The organism is Microbacterium sp. bgisy203 (genome assembly GCF_965345155.1).
Taxonomy (GTDB): Bacteria; Actinomycetota; Actinomycetes; order Actinomycetales; family Microbacteriaceae; genus Microbacterium.
The window spans coordinates 345841-365003 of record NZ_CBDRLZ010000002.1; the positions used below are offsets into that span (position 1 = coordinate 345841).

14 protein-coding genes are annotated in these 19163 nt (G+C 66.3%); 10 read left to right on the plus strand and 4 right to left on the minus strand.

The features are described 5' to 3' along the window. Nucleotides 1–85: 85 nt before the first annotated feature. From purE to ACRVYW_RS04965, 4 genes are read left to right on the plus strand one after another with little or no spacing between them, the layout of a single operon-like run. Entirely contained in the window at nucleotides 86–553 is a 468-nt protein-coding gene (gene purE, locus ACRVYW_RS04950; RefSeq protein WP_431802602.1) for a 5-(carboxyamino)imidazole ribonucleotide mutase, read from the plus strand. Next, on the plus strand, nucleotides 550–2058 hold the full coding sequence (locus tag ACRVYW_RS04955; RefSeq protein WP_431802274.1) for an LCP family protein: 1509 nt from the start codon (nucleotides 550–552) through the stop codon (nucleotides 2056–2058). Before purE ends, ACRVYW_RS04955 begins: the two co-directional genes overlap by 4 nt. Beyond that, entirely contained in the window at nucleotides 2055–3206 is a 1152-nt protein-coding gene (locus ACRVYW_RS04960; RefSeq protein WP_431802276.1) for a glycosyltransferase, read from the plus strand. Before ACRVYW_RS04955 ends, ACRVYW_RS04960 begins: the two co-directional genes overlap by 4 nt. Nucleotides 3207–3218: 12 nt before the next feature. After that, complete coding sequence (locus tag ACRVYW_RS04965) at nucleotides 3219–5759, plus strand: hypothetical protein (RefSeq protein ID WP_431802278.1); 2541 nt, start codon at nucleotides 3219–3221, stop codon at nucleotides 5757–5759. Nucleotides 5760–5838: 79 nt separating this feature from the next. On the opposite strand, the gene ACRVYW_RS04970 is transcribed toward ACRVYW_RS04965, so the two are convergent. Further along, nucleotides 5839–7272, minus strand: a complete 1434-nt coding sequence (locus ACRVYW_RS04970) for a sugar nucleotide-binding protein (RefSeq protein ID WP_431802604.1) — start codon at nucleotides 7270–7272, stop codon at nucleotides 5839–5841. Beyond that, nucleotides 7272–8270, minus strand: a complete 999-nt coding sequence (gene rfbB, locus ACRVYW_RS04975; protein WP_431802280.1) for a dTDP-glucose 4,6-dehydratase — start codon at nucleotides 8268–8270, stop codon at nucleotides 7272–7274. The genes ACRVYW_RS04970 and rfbB overlap by 1 nt, the downstream gene beginning before the upstream one ends. Nucleotides 8271–8341: 71 nt before the next feature. On the opposite strand from rfbB, the gene rfbA reads away from it, so the two are divergent. Further along, entirely contained in the window at nucleotides 8342–9214 is an 873-nt protein-coding gene (gene rfbA, locus ACRVYW_RS04980) for a glucose-1-phosphate thymidylyltransferase RfbA (protein WP_431802282.1), read from the plus strand. Between the two features lie 52 nt (nucleotides 9215–9266). Next, nucleotides 9267–10694, plus strand: a complete 1428-nt coding sequence (locus tag ACRVYW_RS04985; RefSeq protein ID WP_431802284.1) for a DUF2142 domain-containing protein — start codon at nucleotides 9267–9269, stop codon at nucleotides 10692–10694. A 26-nt stretch (nucleotides 10695–10720) separates the two neighbouring features. Here ACRVYW_RS04985 and ACRVYW_RS04990 read toward each other — a convergent pair whose 3' ends face one another. Both ACRVYW_RS04990 and ACRVYW_RS04995 read right to left on the minus strand, forming a co-directional pair. After that, on the minus strand, nucleotides 10721–12688 hold the full coding sequence (locus ACRVYW_RS04990; protein WP_431802286.1) for a DUF7657 domain-containing protein: 1968 nt from the start codon (nucleotides 12686–12688) through the stop codon (nucleotides 10721–10723). Further along, nucleotides 12685–13611, minus strand: coding sequence for a glycosyltransferase (locus tag ACRVYW_RS04995; protein WP_431802288.1), 927 nt, complete (start codon nucleotides 13609–13611; stop codon nucleotides 12685–12687). Before ACRVYW_RS04995 ends, ACRVYW_RS04990 begins: the two co-directional genes overlap by 4 nt. A gap of 126 nt (nucleotides 13612–13737) precedes the next feature. On the opposite strand from ACRVYW_RS04995, the gene ACRVYW_RS05000 reads away from it, so the two are divergent. The 4 genes from ACRVYW_RS05000 to ACRVYW_RS05015 all read left to right on the plus strand — a co-directional run bounded on the left by ACRVYW_RS05000 (nucleotide 13738) and on the right by ACRVYW_RS05015 (nucleotide 19142). Beyond that, complete coding sequence (locus ACRVYW_RS05000; RefSeq protein ID WP_431802290.1) at nucleotides 13738–14214, plus strand: GtrA family protein; 477 nt, start codon at nucleotides 13738–13740, stop codon at nucleotides 14212–14214. Between the two features lie 78 nt (nucleotides 14215–14292). Further along, nucleotides 14293–16212, plus strand: coding sequence for a rhamnan synthesis F family protein (locus tag ACRVYW_RS05005; protein ID WP_431802292.1), 1920 nt, complete (start codon nucleotides 14293–14295; stop codon nucleotides 16210–16212). A 1-nt stretch (nucleotide 16213) separates the two neighbouring features. Continuing rightward, the gene (locus tag ACRVYW_RS05010) at nucleotides 16214–18124 is read left to right on the plus strand and encodes a rhamnan synthesis F family protein (protein WP_431802294.1); all 1911 of its coding nucleotides are present in this window, start codon (nucleotides 16214–16216) and stop codon (nucleotides 18122–18124) included. After that, a complete protein-coding gene (locus ACRVYW_RS05015) occupies nucleotides 18084–19142 on the plus strand; it encodes a glycosyltransferase family 2 protein (protein WP_431802296.1) in 1059 nt (352 codons plus the stop codon). Before ACRVYW_RS05010 ends, ACRVYW_RS05015 begins: the two co-directional genes overlap by 41 nt. Nucleotides 19143–19163 lie beyond the last annotated feature (21 nt).

A 19163-nucleotide genomic window follows, 5' to 3' on the forward strand; every position in this document is an offset into this window, starting at 1 on the left:
CCGGGATTCTTCCAGGGTGTCGCCCTAGCCTGGTGCGGTGACTTCGGCTCTCCACTCCTCGGCATCCCCTCTCGTCGGTGTCGTCATGGGCTCCGATTCGGACTGGCGGGTCATGAGCGACGCCTCGCAGGTGTTGAGCGAGTTCGGCATCCCGCATGAGGTCGAGGTGGTTTCGGCGCATCGGACCCCCGACAAGCTCATCCGCTACGGGCGCGAGGCTCGCGCGCGGGGCCTGCGCGCGATCGTGGCGGGCGCAGGGGGTGCGGCGCACCTCCCCGGCATGCTGGCGTCGGTCACGGCGCTGCCGGTGATCGGCGTGCCCGTGCAGCTGGCGACGCTCGACGGGCTCGATTCGCTGCTCAGCATCGTGCAGATGCCCGCCGGCATCCCCGTGGCGACCGTATCGATCAACGGCGCGAAGAACGCCGGGCTCCTCGCCGCGCGGATCCTCGGCGCGTCCGATGACCGGCTCGGCGACCGGGTCGAGCAGTACGCGCGCCTTCTCGAAGAGCAGGTCGAGGAGAAGAACCGGCGCCTGAAGGACTCGCTGTGAGCGTCGCCTCGCCGCCGCGGCCGTCGTCGCCGGGAGCGTCCCGTCCCGCCTCCGGTGCGAGCCAGCGAGCGCAGCAGAAGGCGGATGCCGTCGTGCTCGGCGACCAGCCGATCCGGCGCCCCGACACGCGCTCGCCGAAGGTGATGACCCGGCGCGCGTGGTGGCTCGTGGTCTTGAACTTCCTCCTCCCGGGGTCGGCGCAGAGCCTCGCGGGAAACCGGCGCCTCGGACGCGTCGGCCTCACGGCGACGATCGTCATGTGGGTGCTCGTCCTGGTCGCCGTCGCGATGGCGCTGCTCTGGCCGACGATGCTCGGGACGCTCGCGTCGAACGGCTTCGTCCTCCTCCTCGTGCAGATCGTGCTGCTCGCCTACGCGGTGCTGTGGGTCGTCCTGACCGTCGACACCCTGCGGCTCGTGCGGCTCGTGCGTGCGCGCCCCGGCGCGCGACCCGCGATCGCGGCGCTCGCGATCGTCGGCGTCGTCCTCGGCAGTGGTGGGGCCGTGTATGCCGCGCAGCAGCTCATCGCGCCCGCGCGCGAGCTGATCGCCTCGATCTTCACCAACAACGCGCCGCCGGTCCCGCCGTCGAACGGGTACTACAACATCCTGCTGCTTGGGGCAGATTCGGGGCTCGGCCGCGACTCGATGCGCTTCGACAGCATCTCGGTCGTGTCGGTGAACGCCGACACCGGGGCCGTGCACATCACCGGCATCCCGCGTGATCTTGCCCATGCGCCGTTCTCGGAGGGGCCGATGAGCGAGCTCTACCCGAACGGTTTCGAGGGGCATCCCTCGTCGACCTGCGGATGGGGCCCGGGCATCAACCAGCTGATGAACGCTGTGGAGATCTGCCAGCCCGATGGGGGTAAGGACATCTATCCCGATGCCGCGGCGCAGAGCTCCACGCCCGCGATCGAGGCCACGAAGTCGGCCGCGGAGGGGATTCTCGGGGTCGAGATCCCGTATTACGTCTTCGTCGACATGAAGGGCTTCGCCGACATCGTCGATGCGCTCGGCGGTGTCGACATCACCGTGCAGGAGCGGCTGCCCAAGGGCGGCGGGCCCTCGTACGAAGGCGAGCCGGCGGAGGACTGGGCGATCGGGTGGATCGAGGCCGGTCCGCAGCACATGGATGGGGACACCGCCCAGTGGTACGCGCGCTCGCGCTACACCACGAGCGACTGGGATCGCATGCGCCGTCAGCGCGAGTTGCAGCAGGCGATCCTCGCGCAGGCGAATCCCGCGAATGTCCTAACGCGGTTCCAGGAGGTCGCGAAGGCGGGGGAGGACCTCGTGCAGACCGACATTCCGGCCGGCGCCCTCGGCTACTTCGTCGAGCTCGCCGCCAAGGCGAAGGAGCAGCCCGTCCAGACGCTCGAGCTGACCCCCGACGGTGCCGGGATCTCCACGGAGAAGCCGACCGCCGAGCAATACGCGCACGTGCGCGAGCTCATCCAGCAGGCGCTGTACCCCCCGTCGCCGAGTCCGACCCCCGCCCCGTGACAGCCCTGTTGCGGGTCGTGCTCGACCAAGTGGTGGCGCCGACCGCGTCGGATCTCACGACCGCGTCGCGCGAACTCGGGCGCGCGCTCGTGCGCACGGCGCCCGCCGGCTGCGCCGTCGAGGCGATCGTCCCCGCCGTGCCCGATGCCGCCGGGACGCTCGAGGGAGCAGTCCCCGGGCTCGCGTCTCTGTCGCGGGCGTCGCTCGGGCGTCGCGAGCTCGCCGCCGCGTGGCAGCTGGGGGTCGCGCCGGGGATCGGCGGCGGGATGATCCATTCGCCGACGCTTATGGCGCCGCTCGTGCGGCACGACCGCGTCAACGACAACGACCAGACCGTCGTCACAATCTGGGATCTGGATGCCTGGGAGCGCGGCGCCGAGCTGCACCGCGGTGCCGTCACCTGGCAGAAGGCGATGCTGAAGCGCGCCGCGCGCTTCGCCGACGCCGTGGTCGTGCCGACGCATGCCATGGCAGCGCGCGTCTCCGAACTTGGGGCCTTCGGCGACCGGGTACGGGTGATCGCCGGCGCCGCCCCCGCCGGATTCGCGGTGCCGACCGATGAGATCGGGCGTCGGCGCGCGCTCGGAGTGCCGGAAGGGTTCGTGCTCGCATCAGGTTCATCGTCGCCGTCGGCGCGGGTGGGGGACGCCTTCGGCGCTGTGGTCGCCGCGGGTCTGGACGTCGCCGTCGTGGTGATCGACGTTCCGGAGGGCGATGCGGATGCCGTCACCGCGCTCGCCTCGGCATCCGGCCTCTCGAGCGACCGCGTGGTCGCGCTCGGCGCTCTCGACGACGCGGACCGCGGGGCGCTGCTGGGCGGCGCGGTCGCGTTCGTCGCGCCGTCGCGTCTGTCCGCCTTCCCGTGGCGGCTCGTCGAGGCGCTTGCGGTGGGCCTGCCGGTGGTGGCCGTCGACACGCCCGTCCACCGCGAAGTGGTCTGGGACGGGGGAGCGCTCGTGGAGGCGGACCCCTCGGACGCCGGGTCTTCGACGTCTTCCGCGGCTGCGGCGCTTGGTGCCGCGCTCGCCGAGGTGCTCGGGTCCACGGCATCCGTCGAGCGGTACGGCGTACTCGCCGCGGACCGCGGAAGGGCGTTCTCGTGGTTCGGCGCCGCGGAGCGGGTGTGGATGCTGCACGCCGATCTCTAGGGCGCGGCTTCGGTGCGCCACATTGATGATGAGAAAGTGGTAACAATCATTGACTTCCGTCACAATGTTCACATGAGTACCCGAAACTCGACGTTGGTCGCACGCCGCGCTCGCTCCGGAGCCGCCGCGATCCTCGCGTCTCTGGCGCTCATCGCGTCCCTGTTCGTCGCGGCGCCTGCCGTTGCTGCGGAGCCGGTCTCCGCGTCCGCGCCGGCGGCTGCCGCTGCGCTGGATGCCGCCGCGTCTGCGCCCGACGTGTCCGCCGGCATCGTGAAGGCAGCGCCCGTCGTCGGCTTCGATCCGGAGAACATCATCTCGGATGCGCTGTTCTACGACGGCGCGGCGATGACAGCAGCCGAAATCCAGAGCTTTCTCGACAGCAAGATCGGGCGATGCGAGAATGGCAAGTGCCTCAACGTGATCAACGCGAGCATCTCCGACAAGGCGGAGTGGGTATCGCAGACGACCGGTCAACTCGTGTGCTCCGCCATCAAGGGCGGCACCATGAAGGTTTCGGAGCTCATCTACCGCATGCAGACCGCGTGCGGGATCTCGGCGAAGGTCATCCTCGTCACGCTCCAGAAGGAGCAGGGCCTCGTCACCAGCACCGCACCGAGTGACTGGAATCTTCAGGCCGCGATGGGTGCCTCCTGTCCGGACACCGCACCGTGCGACCCCTCCTTCAAGGGCGTCGGCCCGCAGATCTTCAAGGGCACGCAGCAGCTCAAGACCTACAAGGCGACACGGTTCGCACGACAGCCGGGCGTGCACTTCATCGGGTGGAGCCCGAACTCCGCGTGCGGCGGCACCAATCTCAACATCCGCAACTACGCGACCGCCGCGCTCTACAACTACACGCCGTATCAGCCGAACAAAGCCGCGCTCAACGCCGGCTACGGCATCGGCGACGGCTGCTCGAGCTACGGCAACCGCAACTTCTACAACTACTACACGCAGTGGTTCGGGTCGACGCAGGGCGCCGACACATCGCATTCTCCCTTCGGCGGATACAACCTCGTGGTGAGCCGCGGGCAGGTCACAGTTCAGGGGTGGGCGATCGATCCCGACGCCCCGACCCAGTCGCTAAGTGTCGTCGTGAGGGTGAACGGAGAGGCCAACTGGGCTTCCTTCACCGCCGACGCGTATCGACCCGATGTGGCGAAGGCCTACCCTGGAGTCGGCGACCGGCATGGAATGGACTCGACGTTCGAGGTGCGCGGAGGAGACACAACGGTCTGCGTCGCCGTGAAGAACGCAGGCATCGGTTCAGACGCGGACTTCGGATGCACACCCGTATTTGTGGAGTCCGCGTCGCCGCACGGCGGAACGACGATTCGCGCTGTCCCGGGGGGAATCCACATCGAAGGGTGGACAGTCGACACTGACACCCGCGATCCGCTCGCCGTCCACGTGTATATCGACGGCGTCGGCTCCGCCTACAAGGCGAACGCATACCGTCCCGATGTCGGAGCAGTCTTCAAGGACTCGGGAGACAACCACGGCATCGATCTCTCGATCCCGACGACTTTGGGTGCTCATCAGGTGTGCGTCTACGGCATCAATGTCGGCCTCGGCTTCAATATGCTGCTCGGAGAATGCACGACGGTCCGAGTGACGACGAGTGCTGACCCCGTCGGCGCCGTCGACTCGATCTCGGCTGTGCCCGGAGGACTCCGCGTGAAGGGATGGGTCACTGACCCCAACGCCACGGGCCCGATGACGGTTCACGCATGGATGGGGAGTTCGGCGACGGCGATCCGTGCACAGACCATTCGCACCGATGCCAGGGTCGCCTCTGGTTCGACCGCCTATGGCTTCGACGCTGTCATCCCGTCGCGAACTGGATCGCAGCAGGTCTGCCTCTACGGCATCAACGTGGGATGGGGGGGAAACGTCCTCCTCGGTTGCGGCGCGAGCACCGTGCTCGCCGGCGACCCCTTCGGCGGAATGGACGTTGCAATCGTTGACGGCGATGCGGTTCTGCGGGGCTGGTCGATCGATCCTGACACGACGGATTCGATCCCCGTGCACGTCTACGTGGACGGCGCGTCCCGAGCGGTCACTGCGGACGCGTCCCGGCCGGATGTCGGGCGGGTTTATCCGGGTTATGGGAACTCTCATGGGATCGACGCGAAGCTGAACCTCTCGGCGGGGCGACACAGTGTCTGCGCATACGGGATCAACTCCGCTGGCGGCGGTGGGAACGCGCTCTTGGGTTGCCAGGACATTGTGGTGCCGAATCGTTCGCCCTTCGGAGGAACCGATGCCACCGTCGTCGCCGGGGGTGTGCAGCTCCGCGGGTGGACCATCGACCCTGACACGACGGGCGCGATAGCTGTGCACGTATACGCGGACGGCGTCGCCGTAGCCGTGTTGACGGCGAACGCATCCAGGCCCGACGTCGCGGGCGCGTATCCGGGATTCGGTGCCCAACACGGATTGGACGCGTTCATCCCGCTGTCTAAGGGGGCTCATCAAGTGTGCAGCTACGGCATCAACGTCGGCCGAGGATCGAACTCGCTGCTGGCGTGCCAATCCGTGGTCGTGGTCTGATAGAAGCCGCGCCGCTGTGTACGTGCCCACCGACCGAAGCCGGTAACTGATTCTCGACTCGTGAGGCTCCGGTCGCCCGTCACTCTGTGTGCTCGCGGAGCACTGTCAGATACTGCTCGAGAGTGGAATCAGCCGGTGCCACGTGCCACCCGGTCGCCAGCAACTTCGTCGGATCAAGCACGCTGTTGCGCGGTCGGGGCGCCACCGGCGCGGTCGCGCTGGCGAAGTAGACCTCGGTCGACACTCCGGTGATCCGCGCCGGATCATGCCCCGTCAGTCGGAAGACATCGCGGGCGATGTCCGCCCAGGACTGCGGATCGCCGCCTCCGGTCAGGTTATACACGCCGAACGGTGCACCGGTATCGACGAGGTGGCGGATTCCGCGGGCGATGTCGTCGGTGAAGGTGAGACGGCCGACCTGGTCATCGACGACCTTCGGGTCGATGCCGCGCTCGGCAAGGGATGCCATCGTCCGCACGAAGTTGGCGCCGTCGCCGATGACCCAGCTGGTGCGGATGACGAAATGGCGGGGCACCGTCTGCACGATCGCGTCACCCGCAGCCTTCGTCTGGCCGTAAACGCCGAGCGGACACACCGGGTCGCCTTCGCGGTACGGGCCGTCGAGAGTGCCGTCGAAGACGTAGTCGCTCGACACGTGTACGAGCGTGATCCCGTTCTCCGAAGCGACGCGGGCGAGCGCCGTGACTCCGCTGACGTTCGCCGCCCACGCGTCCTTCCGACCCTCGGACGTCTCAGCGAGATCGACCTTCGTGTACGCGGCGGCGTTGATGATCAGGCCGTAGTCACGCCAGCGACGGGCGGTCGCGAAGTCGGGAGATGCAAGGTCGAGCGCGACGCGGTCGGCGTACTCGACGTGGGGAGCGTCGCCGTACTGGTCGCGCAGCGCACGTCCGAGTTGCCCGTTCGCGCCGAGCACGAGCGTCTTCTTCGGCGGGATCGGTGTGACCTCGGCAAGGCGCGGGTGGTTCTTGTCCTTGTCGCTGATCTCGACCTCATCGAGTGGGATCGGCCACGCGATCGCGGCCGTCTCGTCGGCGAGGTTGAGGAACGAGTAGGCGGCATCCGGCGACCAGTGGTCGTTGACGAGGTAGGTGTACGCGGTGTCTGTGTCGAGGGTCTGGTACGAGTTCCCGACTCCGCGGGGCACAAAGATCGCCTTCGACGGGTCGAGCTCCGTTGTGAACACCGCTCCGAAGGTGGGTCCCTCACGCAGGTCGACCCACGCGCCGAAGATGCGCCCCGTCGCGACCGAGACCCACTTGTCCCACGGTTCGGCGTGGATTCCCCGTGTGGTGCCGACCGCGTCGTTGAACGAGATGTTGTTCTGCACCGGGCCGAAGTCGGGCAAGCCCAGCGACGTCATCTTGTCGCGCTGCCAGTTTTCCTTGAACCAGCCGCGCGCATCGCCGTGAACGGGCAGGTCGAAGACGACGAGACCGGGGATGGCAGTCTCGGTGACGGTGAGGTGCTTGCCGTACTCGGTCACGCGGATCACTGTCCCTTCGACGCGTAGAACGCCTCGACGCCGTCCTTCGCGGGCGCCCACCACGCCTCGTTCTCGCGATACCAGTCGATCGTCGCGGCGACGCCCGCTTCGAAATCGCGGTACTGCGGCGTCCAACCGAGCTCCGTGCGCAGCTTCGTCGAGTCGATCGCGTACCGCAGGTCGTGACCGGCGCGGTCGGTGACGTGGTCGTAGGCATCCGCCGGCTGACCCATCAGTGTGAGGATCAGTTCGACGACGGTCTTGTTGTCCTTCTCGCCGTCGGCGCCGACGAGGTAGGTCTCGCCGATCTCGCCCTTCTCGAGGATCGTGAGGACGGCGGAAGAGTGGTCATCGGCGTGGATCCAGTCGCGGACGTTGTCACCGGCACCGTAGAGCTTGGGCCGGATGCCGCGGATCACGTTCGTGATCTGGCGGGGGATGAACTTCTCGACGTGCTGATACGGCCCGTAGTTATTGGAGCAGTTGGAGATCGTCGCCTGAACGCCGAACGAGCGCACCCAGGCGCGGACGAGCAGGTCCGACCCGGCCTTCGTGCTGCTGTACGGGGACGACGGGTTATAGGGGGTGTTCTCGGTGAAGCGTTCCGGATCGTCGAGTTCGAGGTCGCCGTAGACCTCGTCGGTCGAGATGTGGTGCAGGCGCGTGCCGTGCTTCCGCGCGGCCTCGAGCAACGTGTAGGTGCCGACGATGTTGGTGTCGAGGAACGGACGCGGGTCGTTGAGCGAGTTGTCATTATGCGACTCGGCGGCGTAGTGCACGACGGCATCCGTGTCGGCGAAGAGGGAATCGACCAGCGCGGCGTCCGCGATGTCGCCCTGGACGAAGCTCACGCGGTCAGCGGGGAGCCCCTCGAGCGACGCGAGGTTGCCGGCGTAGGTGAGCTTGTCGAGGACGGTCACGTGGTCGTCGGTGTGAGCGACGACGTGGTGGACGAAGTTGGAACCGATGAAGCCGGCGCCGCCGGTGACGAGGAGCTTGCGCATCCGTCCAGACTATCGGGGCGTTCTGTGGTCTCGAAGTTGGATCGGATCACTCTCGATGAGAGACTTGCAGGATGCGCGGCATCATCCTTGCCGGGGGCACGGGCTCTCGATTGCACCCGATCACCCTCGGCATCTCCAAGCAGTTGGTCCCGGTGTACGACAAGCCGATGATCTACTACCCCCTGTCGACTCTGATCCTGGCCGGCATCCGGGACATCCTGATCATCACCACGCCGCAGGATTCGGAGCAGTTCCAGCGGCTGCTCGGTGACGGCTCCCGGTTCGGTGTGTCTATCACGTACAAAACTCAGCCATCGCCTGACGGGCTCGCTCAGGCGTTCATTCTGGGCGAGGAGCACATCGGTTCGGACAGTGTGGCACTCGTCCTCGGTGACAACATCTTCTACGGCCCGGGTATGGGTACCCGTCTGAGGCAGTATCGGGAGCTCACGGGCGGCGTGGTCTTCGGCTATCGAGTCGACGATCCTTCCGCCTACGGCGTCGTGGAATTCGATGAGTCGGGGCGTGTCGTTTCCCTCGAGGAGAAGCCGGAAGAGCCCAAGAGCCACTATGCGGTCCCCGGTCTGTACTTCTATGACAACGACGTCGTCGAGATCGCGAAGAACCTGAAGCCTTCGCCACGCGGGGAGCTCGAGATCACTGACGTCAACAAGAAGTACCTCGAGCGCGGCGCCCTTCAGGTCGAACTCCTTCCGCGGGGAACAGCCTGGCTCGATACGGGCACGTTCGATTCGCTTGCCGAGGCGACGGAGTTCGTACGGACGGTGCAGAAGCGCCAGGGACTTTCGATCGGCGCTCCCGAGGAAGTCGCGTGGCGGCTGGGATATCTCAGCGATGCGGAACTGCTCGAACGCGCGGAGCCGTTGCGTAAGAGCGGCTACGGTGAGTACCTGCGCAAGCTCGTAGAGGTGGCCGGCCAGTGATCTCTCCCACGCCGTGAATGCCCTCGACCAGGATACCCCCGCTCGTTTCCGCGTGCGCCGGCGCTTCGCGGCCGACATCATCGTCCTGCCGATAGCAGCGGCCTTCATCGCGTTCTTCATCGTCATGATTCCCCAAGGGTGGGGGATGGACGAGCAGTCTCATGTGGCGCGTGCCTACCAGGTCTCGGAGGGCACCCTCGCTCCGTACGTGCGCGCGGACGGGCGCACTCTCGGCGCGCAGGTACCGCAGTCGATCGTCGATCTTCAAATGGACGGGCACCGCGCCTCGAACGACGTCGATCGCGGTGCACCTCAATGGTCTCGCGCCGACTTCGAGAATGCCGGGGACATCGCGCGCCTCGCGAGCGCGCCGCTGCGACCGGAGTCGACCGTCGACTTCGACATCTCCAACGCGGCGGCATCGAGCGCCGTCGCCTACGCGCCGGCCGCCGTCGGGATGGCCGTCGGACGCGCAGCAGGGCTCGACACGGGCGGCGTGCTGCTGGCGGCACGAATCTCCAATGCGCTCTTCTCCATGGCGCTCACGTGGATCGCTGTCCGGATTCTTCGCGGCTTCCGTGCGGCCTGGCTGTCATTCGTTGTCGTCCTCTTCCCCTCCGCGATCGTTCAAGCGTCGTATGTGACTGCGGACACCTACACGAACGCTGTCGCGATCCTCGTCGTATCGGCGGCCGTCCGACTCTGCCTGGATCGTGATCCGTCCGCGAGGGCGCTCCTCGTGGCGGGCGTCGCAGGGCTCGGCCTGGCATTCGCGAAGCCCTCCTACGCTGTCTTCCTTGCACTCGTGCTCGTGATTCCCGGGCCGCGCCTTCTTCCAGAGCGATGGCGCTCCCGTTCGATGAGAGACGATGTGCGTCGGGCGCGCGCGATTCGATGGGGTTATCTTGCGATTGCGGCGGTGCTGACTGCGGTGATCCTCGTCGCAACCTCGTCTGCGGCGTCGGCCATCAGCGCGATGTACGGCCGAGGCGCCGTGCCGGCCGAGCAACTGAAGTGGGTGCTGGCACATCCGCTGGACGCCGCCATGGTCGTAGGACGTTCCTTCGTCAGGTACGGCGACGACTGGGTGCGCAACCTTTTCGGCAGTATCGGGTACAACGGCATTAATCTGCCCGAGATCGCCGCCGTCGTCCTGGTCGCGGTGATCGTCGTGGCAGCGCTCAACGCGGAACCTCTTCGGCGAGGTCGTGGCGTCTGGTTCGCGATCGTCGGCGCGGGCGGGGTCCTCGTATCGATGCTCGCGTTGTACCTGTCGTTCACTCCCGTCGGCGGAGCCGCCGTGGAGGGAGTGCAGGGTCGCTACTTCGCTCCGATGGTGCTCCCGGTGCTCGTGGGTATGCGATCGCTGCTCCCGATGCGAGCGGAGATGTCGGCCCGCGCGTCGGCAGTCGTCTTTCCCGTCGGCTCCGTATTCGTGCTCGCCGCGCTGGCGGCAGCGTGGATCCTGGCGCTGTACTGAACAACCACAGGGGTCGGAGCGGTCGGTCACCGCTCCACGTCGTAGACGAAGTAGTTGATGCCGCCCCAGGTGAAGCTGTCACGCTGAGTGAGACACGGACCGTCCAACGGAGACGCTGAGACCGCGTGTGTGAATGATTCGATGCGCTCCGCCACCACGCAAGGCGATGTCTGGACGATTATCGTGTCGGCGACAGGCTGCGCGAAGGTGATGTCATCGTTGTCGGTCCACTCGAACATGATGTGCAGACCGCCACGATTCCACAACTGCTCGTACGCACCCTCCGGGTCGAGCTTGCGCCACTCGTCGACATCGGGTCCGATCTGCTGCCGGGCGCTGAGGGACGGAGTGCCGGTGGCCATCATCAGTGAGTCGACGTCCTGCGAGGGTGATGCCCACACCGTGCCGTCGGACATGCTCTCCGCGCCCCAGGCCATGAACTTCTGTGCCGTCGTGCTAGCGCGCAGATCGCCCAGGCCGAAGAGGATCGGTTGTGCGGTGGCCGTGAGCGAGAGCGCGGCCACGCCCGCGAGCACCAGCGGCCAGCGGTGTTGGGAGAACGCCACGAGGGCGTAGACGACGGCGCCGGTTCCGAGCGCGCAGGCCCAGATATACCACGTTGTCAGTCCCGGCATCGTCGTCTCCTGGAGGGAGGAGCCGCCATACCCCGACAGGAATGCGGCGGCGGACGCGGCGACGACGGCCACCGCCTGGCGGCGAGGGGGACGCCATTGGCTCATGAACAGACAGAACGCGATGATCGCGATGTATCCGACGCCGAGCATCGCCCGGGTGTTCGGCACACGGTTGACGATCGGTATGTGACTGCCGAGCGACCCCCAGCTCATCGTGCCCCAGCTCAGCCAGAAGAGGCCGAGGGCGACGATGGGGATCAGAGCTGTCGCAAGCACGCGTGATCCGCGCCACCGCTGCGTCGCAAACAGCAACACGAGAACCACGAGCAGCACGGTGAACGCGGTTGCGGCCTCGCTCTGGTTCAGGGGGGTGTCGCGACCGAGTGCCTCCATCTTTCCGAGGTTCGTCGCGCCGAAGACCATCCCCGGGCTCGTGGCGCCGCCTGTGCTCTGGCGGTCGCCGGGGTAGACCGTGCCGAGGCCGGCCATGACCGCCGAGCGATTCTCCCAGAAGATCAGCGCAGTCCAGCCCAGCCCCGAAACGCCGACTGCGCCGAGCGCGAGCACACGCTCGCGCCACGGCGCTGCGCGAGCGAGGATCACCGCGGCGGTCGCGACGACGATGGGGATGCCGACCACGATCGCCAAGGGCTGGTAATACGTGGGAAGGCGCGCGAGGAGGATGCCGCAGGCGAGCACGGCGACGATGCCGCGGCCCCACTGACGTCTTCCGAGAGCCGTTGCTCCGTAGATTCCGAGCGCGCACCCTGCAGCCACGAATCCGAGCGTGTTCACCGGTCTCCCGGACCACCACGCGCTACCCGGAGCAACCATGATGAGCACGCCGGCGAGATATCCCCAGCGCGCGCCCGCCCCGACCTGGCGGAACCAGATCGGGAGCCCGATGAAAAGCAGGAGCGCGGGGAGCCACCACTTGGCCGCGAAGAGCATCTCTTGAGGCAGGATCGTCCCCAACGACAGCATCGAGCCGTCGAAGAACACCACGCTCGACACGGGACCCGCCGGCAGTTGCGCGAAAAAGTCGTTGGAGACGCTGAGCGGGGTCGGATCCTCGGCGCCGCCACGGGCGAGTTGCCCGAGCCAGATCGGTGATTCCGTGCCCCATTCGTCCGATCGGATGCCCTGAGATCCGCCGATCTGCAACCCCAGGGGAGAAGCCGGGTCTTCACGAAGTGAAGAGATTCCGATGTTCGACGTCGTGACACCGAGAAGGACGAGGATGAGGTAGACGAGGACCGGTGCGATGAAGATGGTTCGCCGGCGAGCCCATGCCGAGAATCGGGTCAGCGCGCCTCGGGTCGCGTCGAGCGCGGCGGGGGCTGCCGTCGTGCTCGTCATGGAATCGTAGGCGTCGGCGCGCTGTACTGCAGGTAGTTCAGTCGACTCAGTTCTCGGCGCGCTTTGAGCACACCGTCGAGAATCAGGCCGATGACCCACGCCAGGAATGCGACGATGACGATCCCGACGGCGAGGACTGCGGTCGGCAGTCGCGGGACCAGGCCGGTCTCGACGAAGTCGACGATGACCGGTATACCGATGATGATGCCGATGATCGCGAGCAGTGCCCCTGCGATGCCGTAGAACATCACGGGGCGCTCGTGACGGATGAGACCGATGATCAGCGACAGAATGCGGAAACCGTCGTGGTAGGTCCGCAGCTTGCTCTCACTGCCGACGGGCCGGTCTTTGAACCCGACGGGAACTTCGATCTGCGGAACGCGCAAGCTCATCGCGTGGACCGTCAATTCTGTTTCGATCTCGAACTCTCGCGACAGAGCAGGGAAGCTCTTGACGAATCTCCGCGAGAACACGCGATAGCCGCTCAGCATGTCGCTGACGCTCGAGCCGAACACGCCGCTGACAAACCAGTTGAAACCGCGGTTGCCGAGCTCGTGCCCGGGGCGGTAGGCACCCGCCTCGGTCTCGCGGCGCACTCCGAGGACGTGATCGTAGGGGCCGTCCAACAGTGCATTGATCATCTGCGGCAGATCTGCAGCGGCGTAGGTGTCGTCGCCGTCGATCAGGACGTAGACATCTGCATCCACGTCGGCGAATGCGCGCCGGACGACGTTCCCCTTGCCCTTGACGTACTCGTGCCGCACGGTGGCGCCGGCCGCCCTCGCCACTTCCGCTGTGCGGTCGCTACTGGCGTTGTCATAGACATAGATCGTCATGCCGGGAACGGCCGCGCGCAGGTCGTCGACAACCTTACCGATGGCGAGTTCCTCGTTGTAGCACGGGACGATCGCGGCGATGCGCAACTCGGGCGTTTCAGGCAACACAAATCTCCTCGGAAGGCACGCGCTAAGGACCCTCGGAGGCCCGCGCGGCGGCATCCAAGTTATCATGGGAGCAACCTACGGCCCGTGCGAGTGAGATGGAGTGGCGTGGCAGATCGTTCCGGGCCCGGTGGGTTCCTTCGGAAGAGCGGTGCATTCCTGGTCGTCGGCGGCGTTGCCTTCATCGTTGACGCGCTGACCTACAACCTTCTCGTCTTCGGATTCACCGGTCGTGGCCCCCTGTACGACCTTCCGGTCGTTGCCAAGATCATTGCGATCGTCGTGGCGACGGTCGTCACCTACGTCGGCAATCGATACTGGACATTCGGCACGCGGACGATCGAGCAACGCGCTTCGCGCTACGTGATCTTCATCCTGCTGAACGTGATCGCGATGGCCATCCAGGTGGGATGCCTCGCGTTCTCCCGGCACGTTCTGGGCTTGGAGGGTGTCGTGGCGGACAACATCGCCGGCACGATCGTCGGTCAAGCGCTCGCGACTATCTTCCGATTCTTCACTTACGATCGCTGGGTCTTTCCCGACGACAAGGCCACGGCGCAGCGAGTGGCTGTGGAAACCGGTTGACACCACAGGGAAGCCACAGGCTCTGTCCTTAGCGTCAATGAGCAGTCCCACAGTCTCACGAGGAGGAGCCGAACTTCTATGAACCCGCACAGCTCGATCGCGGAAGAAGGCACGAACGGGGTTCCGGAGGGCACGAGCCGTCTCGTCATCTACGCACTCGCCAGCGAGGGAGCGGCGCTCGACGGTTCGGTGCGCCGCGCTCTTTCCGCACTGCGAGCACACGCAACACGCCTGGTCGTGGTCGTTGCCACGTCGCTCCGCGCCTCGGATCGGCAAGAGTTGGTGGATCTCGCGGACCGGGTCGTGGTAGGCCCCGCCGAGAAGTTCGAACCCTCGTTCTACGCGGTCGCACTAGCCCACAGCTCTGCGAACGCGTGGGACGAGATCCTGCTGACGGGCGACTCGTGGTTCGGCCCGGTGGACGACTTCGCGCCCCTGTTCTCGCGGATGAGCGGGGGAAGCGCAGACTTCTGGCAGCTTGCTGAGAGCCGCCAGGGCTTGGTGCGCGACTTCCCGGACCAAGGCTTCCCCCGTCGATCCTGGCCGTGGACGTGGACTGTTGTCCGGCGAAGTGCCATCGAGCACGCCGCGTGGGCCGAGTACTGGCGGCACCCCCGTGATTCGTTTCCGGTCGACGGCGGGGAGGAGGAGCTCCGTGCTCACTTGGAGGCCGCAGGTCTCGTGGGCGATCATGCTTACTTGAAAGCGGACTTCCCGGATGGGCATCCCACCGTCTTCGCCGCCGATCGCCTCCTCGACGCAGGCTGCCCGATCGCCAGCCGGGTGCCGTTCTCGCTCTACCCGCCGTTCCTTCAGCAGCACGCGGTGATCGGGCGGGACACCGTTCGCGCCCTGCACGCGCATGGCTATCCCCTCGAGGTCGTGTGGCCGACGCTTGCGCGTACCGTGCCGGCGAAGGCGTTGAACGCCAACGCGGGAATGCTCGAGGTGATTCCGCGTCGTTCGCCGGCGCTCGAGGTGCGACTCCGTATCGCCGTCGTCGCCTATGTCTCCGATGTCTCGCTCGCCGACGAGCTGCTCCGCTACGTGGAGAACGTGCCCGAGGGGTTCGACCTCTACGTGACGACGACGGATGGCATCAAAGCCTCGAGGCTGCGCGCGATGCTCGACGACAGGCCGACGCTCGGGGCCAAGATGATAGACATCCGTGTCACTCCGACGGGCGGCGGCGGAGACATGGGCGACTTCTTCGTCGGCTGTCGCGACGTCATCGCGAGCGACGAGTACGACCTGATCGTCAAAGCGCACGTGCGGCGCAAGCGCGCGAAGACGGCGAAGGTGCGCCGTTACTTCCGCCGTTATCAATGGGACAACGTGCTCGGCTCGCCCTCTCACGTTTCCGGCATCCTCGCGCTGTTCGCCAAGGAGCCGGGGCTGGGCATGGTGTTCCCCCCGATGATCCATATCGGCTACCAGACGATGGGGAGGGGCTGGGCGCGTTACCGCGATCGCGCGCTCGCTTTGCTGAAGCGTCTCGATGTGCGAGTTCCTGTGGATCGGATCACCCCGCTGGCGCCCTACGGCGCGACGTGGATCGCCCGGCCGGCGGCATTGCGTCGCGTCGCCTCCCTCCCGTGGACATACTCTGAGTACAAGTCGTTCCCCGACCTCGGTCGAGTTCAGGAGCGCGTTCTGGTCCCCGCAGCGGCGGCGGACGGATTCCACGTGCGGACGGTACTCACTCCCGATCATGCGGCGATAAGTCACACCGCGCTCGAGTTCAAAGCCGATCAGTTGATGTCCACCACGACGGGGTACCCGGTCGACCAGATCACGCTCTTGCACCGAGCCGGCGCGACGGGGCGTGGCGGCCCGGTCGGGCTGTCGCGGATGTATCTCCGCATCAACCACCCTCGCGTAGCCAGGATCACGCTGCCGGTAATGGCGGTCGCCGAGCGATGGTTCCTCCGAGTGCGGGACCTCCGACACCGCAGTGCGGCTCGCAGGGTCGGGCGAACATCCGGGAAGGACGCCTGAAATGAAGACGACCGAACTCATCGTCACAGAGCCCCGCCCCGCCTCCGCGTTCCCCCCAGGGGGCAAGCGCCTCTTGATCTACGTCGTGTACGACCGCCGCGGCGATGTCGAGGACTACATCCCGTACGCGCTGACGAGCCTCAGGGAGTATTGTGACCGCGTCTTCGTCGTGGTCAACGGGACGTTGACCGAACAGGGGCGTGCCGCGCTGGCGGAAGTCGCCGACGATGTCCTAGAGCGCGAGAACCGCGGCTTCGACATCTGGGGGTACAAGGACGGCCTGGATGCCGTCGGGGCGAAGATCGCAGAGTACGACGAGGTGATCCTCGCCAATGACACCTGGTACGGCCCCGTCCGCTCTTTCGGGCCGGTCTTCGACCAGATGGACGGACAGCCCTTGCATTTCTGGGGCATGACCGACCATCCTCGTGTCGAGCCGAATCCCTTCACCGGGACCGGCTACCTGGCCTACCATCTGCAGTCCTACTGGCTGGCGGTGCGGCGCGATCTGTTCCTCTCCCACGAGTGGACGTCCTACTGGCGTGACCTTCCGGAGCTCGCCGGGTACAACGACGCCGTGGTCGTCCATGAGGCGACGTTCACGGAAAAGCTCTCCACCGACGGTTTCGTCGGCGAAGTCGCGTTCCCCGGCCTCACCGACCGCATCGAGAACCACGCGGTTCTGTACGCCGAGGAGCTGATCGAGCAGGGGTGCCCCACGCTCAAGCGCCGCGCGTTCTTCCAATGGCCGCCGTACCTCGACCATCTGGGTGTCGTGGGCAAGTGGGCGTTGGATGCCGCGGAACGCGCCGGGTTCCCCATGCGGCTCATCTACTCGGATCTCGCGAGGAATGTCGAGCCGCATACGCTGAATGCGGATGCCGCGTTGCTCGATGTCCTGCCTGTCGACAGCAATGATCTCGATCCCGACGGCCCGCTGCGCATCGTCGCGATCGCGCACATCTTCTATGAGGAGATGGCGGAGGAGATGCTGGATCGGCTCGACTACCTTCCCGGGAGCTACGACCTCGTCGTCACCACCACCGACGATGAGAAGGCCGCACACATCCGCAATGTGATCGCCGCGCGTCACGCACGAGGGAAGTCGGAGGTGCGCATCGTCGGGTCCAACAACGGCCGCGATCAGAGTGCTTTCCTCATCGACTGCCGCGACGTGCTCACCGAGGGGCGCTATGACCTTGTCGTCAAGATCCACTCGAAGCGGACGCTGCAGGACGCGGCGAACGCAGGCCGACACTTCCAACGTCATCAGTTCGACAACCTGCTGCCTTCGCCGGACTACGTCGCGAATGCGGTCGCCCTGTTTCAGAAGGAACCGTGGCTGGGCCTCGCGTACCCGCCGATGGTGCACATCGGGTACGGGACGATCGGCCACGCTTGGTGGGACAATCGGGCCGCCTTCCTCGCTATGGCGGAGAAGCTCGACGTGCGGGTCCCCGTCGATGAGACCTCACCTCTTGCGCCCTTCGGGTCTATGTACTTCGCGCGTCCCGACGCGTTGATGCGGCTGGCGGAGCAGGAGTGGAGCTACGACGACTTCGGTGGGGCCGAGGCGTATCGCGACGGAGGGCTGGCTCATGTCCTCGAGCGGATGCCCTCTTATGTCGCGGGCGAGGCGGGCTACACGACGCGCACGATCGCGACCGCGGACTATTTCGCGACGAGCTATACGGCGCTCGACTACAACCTGGACCAGTTCTCCAGCACGATGCCCGACACGACGATGCACCAGATCCAGTTCCTGCGAAGACTCGGGCCGATGGGCCGCGGGACCGCCGAGGACTTCGCTCTCATCCTCGCGCGGATGAGACGGCCTGACTGGGAGCCGAAGATCAGGCGAGTGGCTGACCGTGCCCGCGCCGCGCGACGCCGCTTGCGTAGACGTGGCTGACCACGAGAACTCGCCCGGGTCGGCGGTCGTTCCTCGCGTCTCGGTGATCGTCCCCGTGTACAACGCGGTCTCGTTCCTCGAGGCGACGGTGGCGTCGATCCTCGACCAGACCTACTCCCGGCTCGAGGTGCTGCTCGTCGACGACGGCTCGACCGACGGCTCCGGCGAGCTCTGCGATCGTCTCGGCAGGATGGATGACCGGATTCGCATCATCCATCAGGGCAATTCAGGTATCGGTGCGGCGCAGAATGCTGGACTCGACGCTGCGACCGGGGATCTCATCACCTTTTGCGACAACGACGATCTCATGCTGCCGTCACTCATCGCGCGCCTCGTCGAGGTTCTCGTGGACTCGGGTGCCGACATGAGCTGTTGTCGGTGGGCGAATGTCGGTGCCAGTGTGGCCGCGGAGGAGCGCCGTCGTCGGAGTGACGATCCGCCCGGTGAGGTTGTCGTGTTCGGCGAGCCCGCCCGTCACTACCAGGAGGTCTTCAGCCTCGCGCATCGGCGGCTGAGTCGTCGCGAGCTGCAGTACTTCAGTGAGGCGAACTGGGGAAAGCTGTACCGCGCAGCGTTGTGGGACGGCGTCCGGTTCCCCGTCGGTGTCTATGCCCAAGACGTTGCCGTCGCGATGGACCTGTACCTCCGCATGGAGACGGTCGCATCGTGCTCGGACGTGCTGTACCTGTGGATTCAGCATCCGCAGAGCGTGTCGCATGGCTCACGCCGCACCTCGTACTTCCACGACATCGTCGTTGCGCACGCGCACGTGTTCGACCTCGCGCTGGAAGCGGGGATCACGCCGGCGCGAGCCTATGGCGGGATGATGACGCTCGATGCGGAGCGGCGGAGCATTCGCGACGATGACGACCGCGCTCTCTACCTCGATGATGAGCAACAGGTCGCCGCTCGGGTCGCGCGCCTCACACCAGCCCAACGCCTGCGTTGCCGGCTGCTTCATCTCATGCGTCGACTCGAGGTCCGGATTTACCGCCTGACGGTGCACCGCCGCCGTTGACTGGGCCGTGGTGCCGTGCGT

Coding starts and splice junctions, on each gene's coding strand:
- purE (WP_431802602.1), top strand. CDS start 86: ATGGGCTCCGATTCGGACTGGCGGGTCATGAGCGACGCCTCGCAGGTG.
- rfbB (WP_431802280.1), bottom strand. CDS start 8,270: ATGCGCAAGCTCCTCGTCACCGGCGGCGCCGGCTTCATCGGTTCCAAC.
- rfbA (WP_431802282.1), top strand. CDS start 8,342: ATGCGCGGCATCATCCTTGCCGGGGGCACGGGCTCTCGATTGCACCCG.
- ACRVYW_RS04990 (WP_431802286.1), bottom strand. CDS start 12,688: ATGACGAGCACGACGGCAGCCCCCGCCGCGCTCGACGCGACCCGAGGC.
- ACRVYW_RS05005 (WP_431802292.1), top strand. CDS start 14,293: ATGAACCCGCACAGCTCGATCGCGGAAGAAGGCACGAACGGGGTTCCG.
- ACRVYW_RS05010 (WP_431802294.1), top strand. CDS start 16,214: ATGAAGACGACCGAACTCATCGTCACAGAGCCCCGCCCCGCCTCCGCG.